Annotated in this window: 3 protein-coding genes and 1 pseudogene; 2 read left to right on the top strand and 2 right to left on the bottom strand. The window is 66.9% G+C overall.

Annotation, left to right across the window (positions count from 1 at the left end; all coding sequences use genetic code 11):
• Nucleotides 1–112: 112 nt before the first annotated feature.
• Nucleotides 113–940 (top strand): annotated as a pseudogene (locus tag ACLJK8_RS21560) (GSU2403 family nucleotidyltransferase fold protein); the annotation flags it as partial.
• Between the two features lie 180 nt (nucleotides 941–1,120).
• On the opposite strand, the gene ACLJK8_RS21555 reads toward ACLJK8_RS21560, so the two are convergent.
• Nucleotides 1,121–2,611, bottom strand: a complete 1,491-nt coding sequence (locus ACLJK8_RS21555; protein WP_413152483.1) for a DUF1254 domain-containing protein — start codon at nucleotides 2,609–2,611, stop codon at nucleotides 1,121–1,123.
• Nucleotides 2,612–2,622: 11 nt separating this feature from the next.
• A complete protein-coding gene (locus ACLJK8_RS21550; protein ID WP_413152482.1) occupies nucleotides 2,623–4,077 on the bottom strand; it encodes a DUF1254 domain-containing protein in 1,455 nt (484 codons plus the stop codon).
• A 463-nt stretch (nucleotides 4,078–4,540) separates the two neighbouring features.
• On the opposite strand from ACLJK8_RS21550, the gene ACLJK8_RS21545 reads away from it, so the two are divergent.
• Complete coding sequence (locus tag ACLJK8_RS21545) at nucleotides 4,541–6,175, top strand: DUF1254 domain-containing protein (RefSeq protein ID WP_413152481.1); 1,635 nt, start codon at nucleotides 4,541–4,543, stop codon at nucleotides 6,173–6,175.
• Nucleotides 6,176–6,682: the final 507 nt, after the last annotated feature.

The following is a 6,682-nucleotide window of genomic DNA, read 5'->3' as shown; positions in this document are numbered from 1 at the left end:
CCGTCTGCGATGATCTCACCGTCAGCCTGCCTGCCGCGCAGCGCGACTGACCTGCTCGGCCCGCTGATGAGCGCGAGGCCCGCCGTGAGCTACACCACCAGATGGGGCACGATCGCTGCGCGCGCGGCTGGGACGCGCGGCGGAGCTCAAGGCCGAGGCTGAGGATCGCAGGAAAACGATGGCACGGCTCGCGCGGGTGCTGCGCGCAGAGGGGTTCACGGCGACCGACCGGGATACCGGCTCGCTGTTGCTCGCCTTCGCGCGGGCGGGGGTATTTCGTCTCGGCGGCACGCTCATCGGCACCGCCGCCTACGCGCTCTATCAGGGCGAACTCGGGGTGCGTTTCGATTCCGAGGAACTGGCGCGGACAGGCGACATCGATCTCGCCAGCTTCGAACGGTTGTCCGTCGCCCTCGGAGACCACGTCGAGGAAAATCCCGGAGAGATCCTGCGGACCCTCAAATTCGATCCGGTGCCCGGGCTCCAGGACCGGCAGATCTGGAAATGGCGCCAAAGCCGAGGCGAGGCGATGGTCGAGTTCCTGACCCCCGCGTTCGGCGATGAGCGGGTGAAACCGCTCCCGGCGCTTGGGGTCAGCGCGCAGGCTCTGAACTATCTCAACTACCTGATCGCCGAGCCGATCCCTGCGATTGCGCTCTATCGCTCGGGCGTGCTCGTGCGCATACCCAGGCCAGAGCGTTTCGCGATCCACAAGCTAATCGTCGCGGACCGTCGGCATGGCGGCCCTGATCAGGCGAAGTCCCGCAAGGATCGAGGCCAGGCGGCTTTTCTGATCTCCGTTCTCGCCGAAGACCGGCCGGACGATCTTCGCGAGGCGTTCGAGGATGCTCTCGGACGCGGTCCGCGCTGGCGCGAGCGGCTCGCGACGAGTCTCGCCAGACTGCCGGCCACGGCGGAAACCCTGCACGGACTCGCCTGAGGGGCGGACAGCCGACGTTCGCATCCGCAGCGCCACGAGCCGCGATGCGCCAGAAGCGCTCGTTCCGTGGCACGTCCGAGATCGGCCCTCTGCGGGGGTGAGCCGCCAATCAGCGCTGCATCACTTCGGCATGGCAAAAGCGCGCGCTTCGGCTCCATTTCCTTACGAAGTTCAGCCGAGCTACGGCGCCTTCACGACGTCGTCCGGCTTCCAGCTCTGGTCGAAGAATTCGGTGCCGGTGCCGTAGAGCCGGATCGTCACGAGGAAGTTCCGGTCGGGCACCGTCTGGATCCAGTTGCCGTCGGGCGCGGCCGCCGGCTTCTCGGGGCCGAACCAGAGGTCGATCGAGCCGTCGGCGTTCGTCTCGACGTCGTTGAAGCCGTTGATCGAGGGCATCCGCTGCGCCGCCGAGACCATCGTGCCGTCGGTGATGTTGTAGGCGGTCACCGCCCAGAACAGCGCCGCCGGCGGATTGGGCGGCATGTGCAGCTTGTAGGCCTTGCCCCCGTCGAGGAAGTCGCCGTCGGCGTCGCGGACCGCCACGGGGTATTTCGATCCCGCGTCGAGCGTGCGCATCACCATCGCCGGCGCCGAGGAATAGGCGACCTGGAAATAGGTCGCGCGCTGCAGCACGTCGAGATAGCTCTCCTGCATCCAGTCGGCGGTGGCGCCTGCCCAGACGTTCTCCCACTGCCGGTCCGGGTAGTAATAGTTGCGCTTGTCCGGGCGGCCGAGCTGGCGCTTCGCGAGGATCATGCGCGGCGCGGTCTCGACCGCCTTCCTGAGCAGCGCCTGTTGTCCTTCGGTCGGCGTGAAGGCCTTGCCCTTCTCGATGCCGATCTGGGCGAGGATGCCGCGCAGGTCGGGGTCGATCGCCGCGACCGGCTCGTAATCGACGAAGTCCTTCAGCTTGCGCCAGTAGGTGTTGTCGACCGGGTACATCATGTCGATGTCCTTGCCGGACCCGTCCGGGAAGCTCATCGGCTTCACGTCCTTCTCGGGCGTCCAGAGCGGGTAGATCCGCGTCCGCTCGGCATTCGCGACGGCCGGCGCGGGATCGGGGCCATCCGCGCCCTTCGGCATGATGGTGCGGAAGAACAGGAAGACGTTGTAGGTCGGCGACTTGAAAGCGAAATAGCCCTGCGGCACCTCGCCGTCGTAGTCGGGCGGCAGCAGCAGGTAGAGCCCACCGCGCGCGCGGTCCGGCCCGATGGCGCCGACGTCGGTGATCGTCTTCTGGAAGAAGTCGGTGAACATGCCGATGACGTTCGGCGGCGCGGCGACGACCAGCGGCCCGGTTTCCTTCAGGTCGAGATAGCTCATCGAATAGATGACATCGGCGTTCGGCGTCGGCACCCAGGTCCGGCTGTCCATCCGCTCCTTCCAGATCGGGAGCACGTTGTAGCCGGCGCCGAAGGTCGCCTCCGACCCGTCGCGCATGCCGATGACGTTCAAGGCGGGCAGGGTGCGCAGATAGGCCTGGATGGCGTTCTGGTAGAAGAACTCGTCCGCCAGCGACTGGGCTTCCGTCTGGTCGAGCCACTTGCCGCCGTTGATCTGCTCCATGAGCGGCGACATCGGCGCCGTCTCCTGCGCCGCGGCGAGCGCGGGCGCGAGGCTCGCGAGGATGGTGGCGGCGAAGAGCCGGCTTCGGATATTTTCGCGGGTCATCACGGGTTCCCTCACGGCATCACCTCGATCCGGGGCGGCGTCCAGGAGCCATCGAGGATCGCTTCCTTGCCCCAGTACGCCCGAATGTAGAGCGAGAACGGGCCCTCGGGTGCCGGGAGCCAGTTACTCTCCTTGTCGGCGCCGGGCGACTTCGTCCCGGCGTAAAGCGTCAGCGACCCGTCCGCGTTGCGCTGGAGCGTGGCGTTCTTCGTGCCGAGCGAATAGCGTTTCAGGTCGTTGGCGTGGAAGAAATGCTCCTTGTTGTAGAGCGTCAGCGACCAGAACCCGTTCACCGGCGGCTCCTGCCCGGCCGGGAAGGTGATCGCATAGGTCTTCGACCCGTCGAGCGCCGCGCCCGAGACATCGTCGTCGGTGTAGAAATACTGCGTCTCGTTCGGGCGGTTGTCGAACATGTTCGACCGCGCGGTGCCGGTCCTGTCGTAGTAGTCGATGCCCCATTGCGCATTGTTGGTCGAGCGGTTCCAGCCGTTGCCCGCCGGCCGGCCGTTGTGTTTCCACTGGAGGAAGGGCGTGATGATCTCCTCCTCGACCTTGCCGGCCTCGTCGACGATCGCGGCCTTCAGCGCGGGATCCTTGGCGGCGACGTCCAGCAGCCAGCGGAACTGCGCGTACATCGCCTCCTCGCCGGGCAGCGGCGGCACCATGGCGAGCACCTCCGGGAACTGGTCGAAGAACTTCTCCGGCACCACCCAGCGGGTCTCGGCGTCGCCTCCCTGGTCGGGCGCCTCGATATCGGGGGCGCTCGCCCATTCGATGGTCTTGGTCTCGCCGGTGAATTCGGAGAGCGGATAGGCGACCACCTGGTTGATCAGCGGCTGGATCGCGGCGCGGTCTTCGTCGGTGTCGTTCTGGAAGATGCGCGGGATCGCGTTGGCAAGCGAGGTCGGGGAGCGCATGACCCCGGTGATCCCCTCGGGCACCTCGCCGTTCCAGTTCGGCCCCACGAGCAGGTAGAACCCGGGCTTCGAGCCATAGGGCTTGCCGAGCTGGCCGTACTGGTCGGTGCGCTGGTCGTAAAGCGCGTACACCCAGAAGCGATCGCCGAAGTCGGGCACCTGGATCACCACCGGCTCGGTGTCGAGGTCGAAGAAGCCGAGGCCGTAGACCACGTCCTGGTTCGGGCAGGCGATGAACCGCTCGCTCGGCTCGATATAGTCGTGGAGCATGCCGATCTGCCCGCGCGGCGCGGCCGGCAGCACGCCGCCGAGCAGGCCCGGATGCGGCGCCTGGGTGATGCGGGCGCGGCGGTTCAGCATGTTCACCATCGGCCAGCCCCAGACATAGGCCTGGCGCGCGACCGAACGGACATAGGCCTCCTGCGGCGTCGCCTCGGCGGAGGGAAGGGCGAGATCCGCGAAGCTCGTCGAAGGTCTCGCCTGGGCATGGGCGGGACTTCCGGCGAGCACTGCCAATGCCGAAGCGGCGATCGTGAACTTTGCAAGCATCTCGTCCTGCCTTTCCTCCGGCGCGGCGAAGAGCCCCGCCGTGCCCGTTGTAGCTCCCAACCCGAAGGCTTGCTACAGGGCCGACAGCGCGCTCTTCGCGCACGGGTGGCAGTCGGCTCTTCGTCAAAGATCGATTGCCTCCGTCTTCGTGTAGCCAGGCAGGAACCGCACCGCGCGCGGGGTCGCCGGTCCTCTGGCGCGAGCGCCTATGGGCGGTGAGCCGTCATTTCCGGTGCTGACGTGGCGCCCGGGGGACCAACAAGAAGCGGCCATTCATACTCCGCCAACGTCCGAGGGTGCGCACTGACCATTCTCAGGCCGCCCGCAAATCAGGCGCAGTCGCCGCCCAGAATTGGCGCAAAAATCCAGTAACGCGCCCGAACGCTTTGTGATCTTCTCCGGGCGTCGGCTAATTCGACACGGGTGCGACGCGCCCGATTCGTGGTCGGTTGGGAGTGTAGCTTTGGCTTATTTCATGACGCGGCCGGACGGCCCGGCGGCGACTCTCGCGCTCGTACTTGCCGCGGCGGTGCCCGTCGGATCCGCCGCGCAGGTAGCGCCCGAGATCATGCGATCGCTGTCGGCACCGGCCAGCGTGGACACCAGCATCGGCACGCTGGATTTCGCGGACGGCGTCCCGACCGAGGAGACGGCGCGGAGGGTCTTCGACGCGGCGGATTTCGCCAACGCGCTCGCGGTCTACAACAACAGCTTCCGCGGTGCGTCCGCCTATGCGCTGCGCAAGGGCTTCCAGAGCGCCGGCGCCGCCGACAACGACGTCGTCATCTTCTCCGAGCTCATGGACTCGAACTCGCTGTTCCTGACGGCGAACGCCGACACGATCTACTATCTGTCGGCCATCGATCTGACCGCCGGGCCAATGGTGATCGAGCAGCCACCCGACGCGGTCGGCACGATCAACGACATGTGGTTTTCCTGGATCATCGACATCGGTGGGCCGGGCCCGGATCGCGGGCTCGGCGGCAAGTACCTGATCGTGCCGCCCGGCTATGACGGGCCGCTGCCCGAGGGCGGCTACTTCGTCGCCCATTCGAAGACCGACCGGGTCCTCTACGCCGCCCGCGCCTATCTGGTGAACGACGATCCCAAGCCGGCCGTCGCGAACATCAAGTCCAACCTGCGCATCTACCCGTATGTGCCGGGCAGCTACGGCACCAGCATCGCGGCCGCCCTCGAGGGCACCGTGCGGCTCGCTCCCGAGCCGAAGGTGCCGGAGACGAAGTTCGTCGAGGGCAGCGGGCTCGCCTTCAATACCATTCCGCCGGGCGACTACGGCTTCTTCGAGATGATCAACGCCAACGTTCAGGCAGAGCCGGCGACGAGCTACGACATCGAGCTTGCCGGCCAGCTCGCCAAGATCGGCATCGTGAAGGGCAAGGACTTCGCCCCCGACGAGCGGATGAAGCGGATCCTGACCGAAGCCGCGGCGGTGGGCGCCGCCTTCGGGCGGGCGCTGCAGTGGCAGGGCATCGAGGCGCATCCCGACTGGGCGATCTATCCGGGATCCTACTGGTCCAGCATGCTCTGGCAGGGCGGCGCGAACTTCGAGACCCCGCCGCCGCTGTTCGAGGACGGCGTCTTCAAACCATTCCCGCCGACCGGCGCGCGAACGCTCGATTCACGTACCGCCTTCTACTACGCCTACACGCTCGACAGCCCCGGGATGATCATGCGCATCCCCGATGTCGGCTCGCAGTATCTCGGGGCCTTCCGAGACTCGACCGGCGCGATCTTTGACGGTGCGAAGGCCTACAGCGTGAAGCTGCCCAAGGACATCCCGGCGCGCGCCTTCTGGTCGTTCACGCTCTACGACAACCAGACCCGCTCGATGCTGCGGACGCCGCAGAGATACCCGCGGGCGGGCTCGCAGAGCTACCCGAGCCCGGCGGCGACTGCGGCCGAGGACGGTTCGACGACCGTATGGTTCTCGCCGGAGAAGCCGGCGGACGTGGCCGAGGGCAACTGGATCCAGACCGACCCGGAAAAGGGCTGGTTCACGATCCTTCGCCTCTACAGCCCGCTGCCGTCGTTCTTCGACCAGTCCTGGCGTCCCGGCGAGATCGAGCTGGTAAAATAGGACCGATTGCGTCCGTCGCCGCTTCGGGGGCACACCGCCTTTGAGGCGATGGCGTCCGGCGGTATGAACGGATGACCGCTTCGGGCCGAGAGCCTCAGAGCCGCTGTGTGCGCGTGATCGGCTCGCGCCGCGATCTCGAGCCAGCGGGGCGACGGAGTAGTCCACCAGCCGGCTCGGCCGCTCCGCGCCATCAGTGGTCGTTCGCAGTGCTGCGAGGCCCGAGGACAAAACCCGGCGGTGCCGGTGGCAGTCTCGCATTGTGCGGAGCGTGTGGAGGCTCCCTTCAGTAGCCGGAAAAGCGCTCGACATGCTGATCCGCGCGGCTGACGCGTGCCTCGGACAGCTCCCTCTCCATTTCGGACACCATGGCGGGCGGACCGGCGACATGGAACACGATCGTGTCCCGCGGGGTGGTGTAGCTGAGGCGGTCATCGGGTTTCTCGGTAGGGTCGGGTCGCAACCGCCAACCTGAACCGAGGCATGCCCCCGATGACCAAGCCTATGATG

Origin of the sequence: Amaricoccus sp. W119 (genome assembly GCF_047275745.1) — a bacterium.
Classification (GTDB): Bacteria; Pseudomonadota; Alphaproteobacteria; order Rhodobacterales; family Rhodobacteraceae; genus Amaricoccus.
This window is presented reverse-complemented; position numbering and strand designations above follow the sequence as displayed.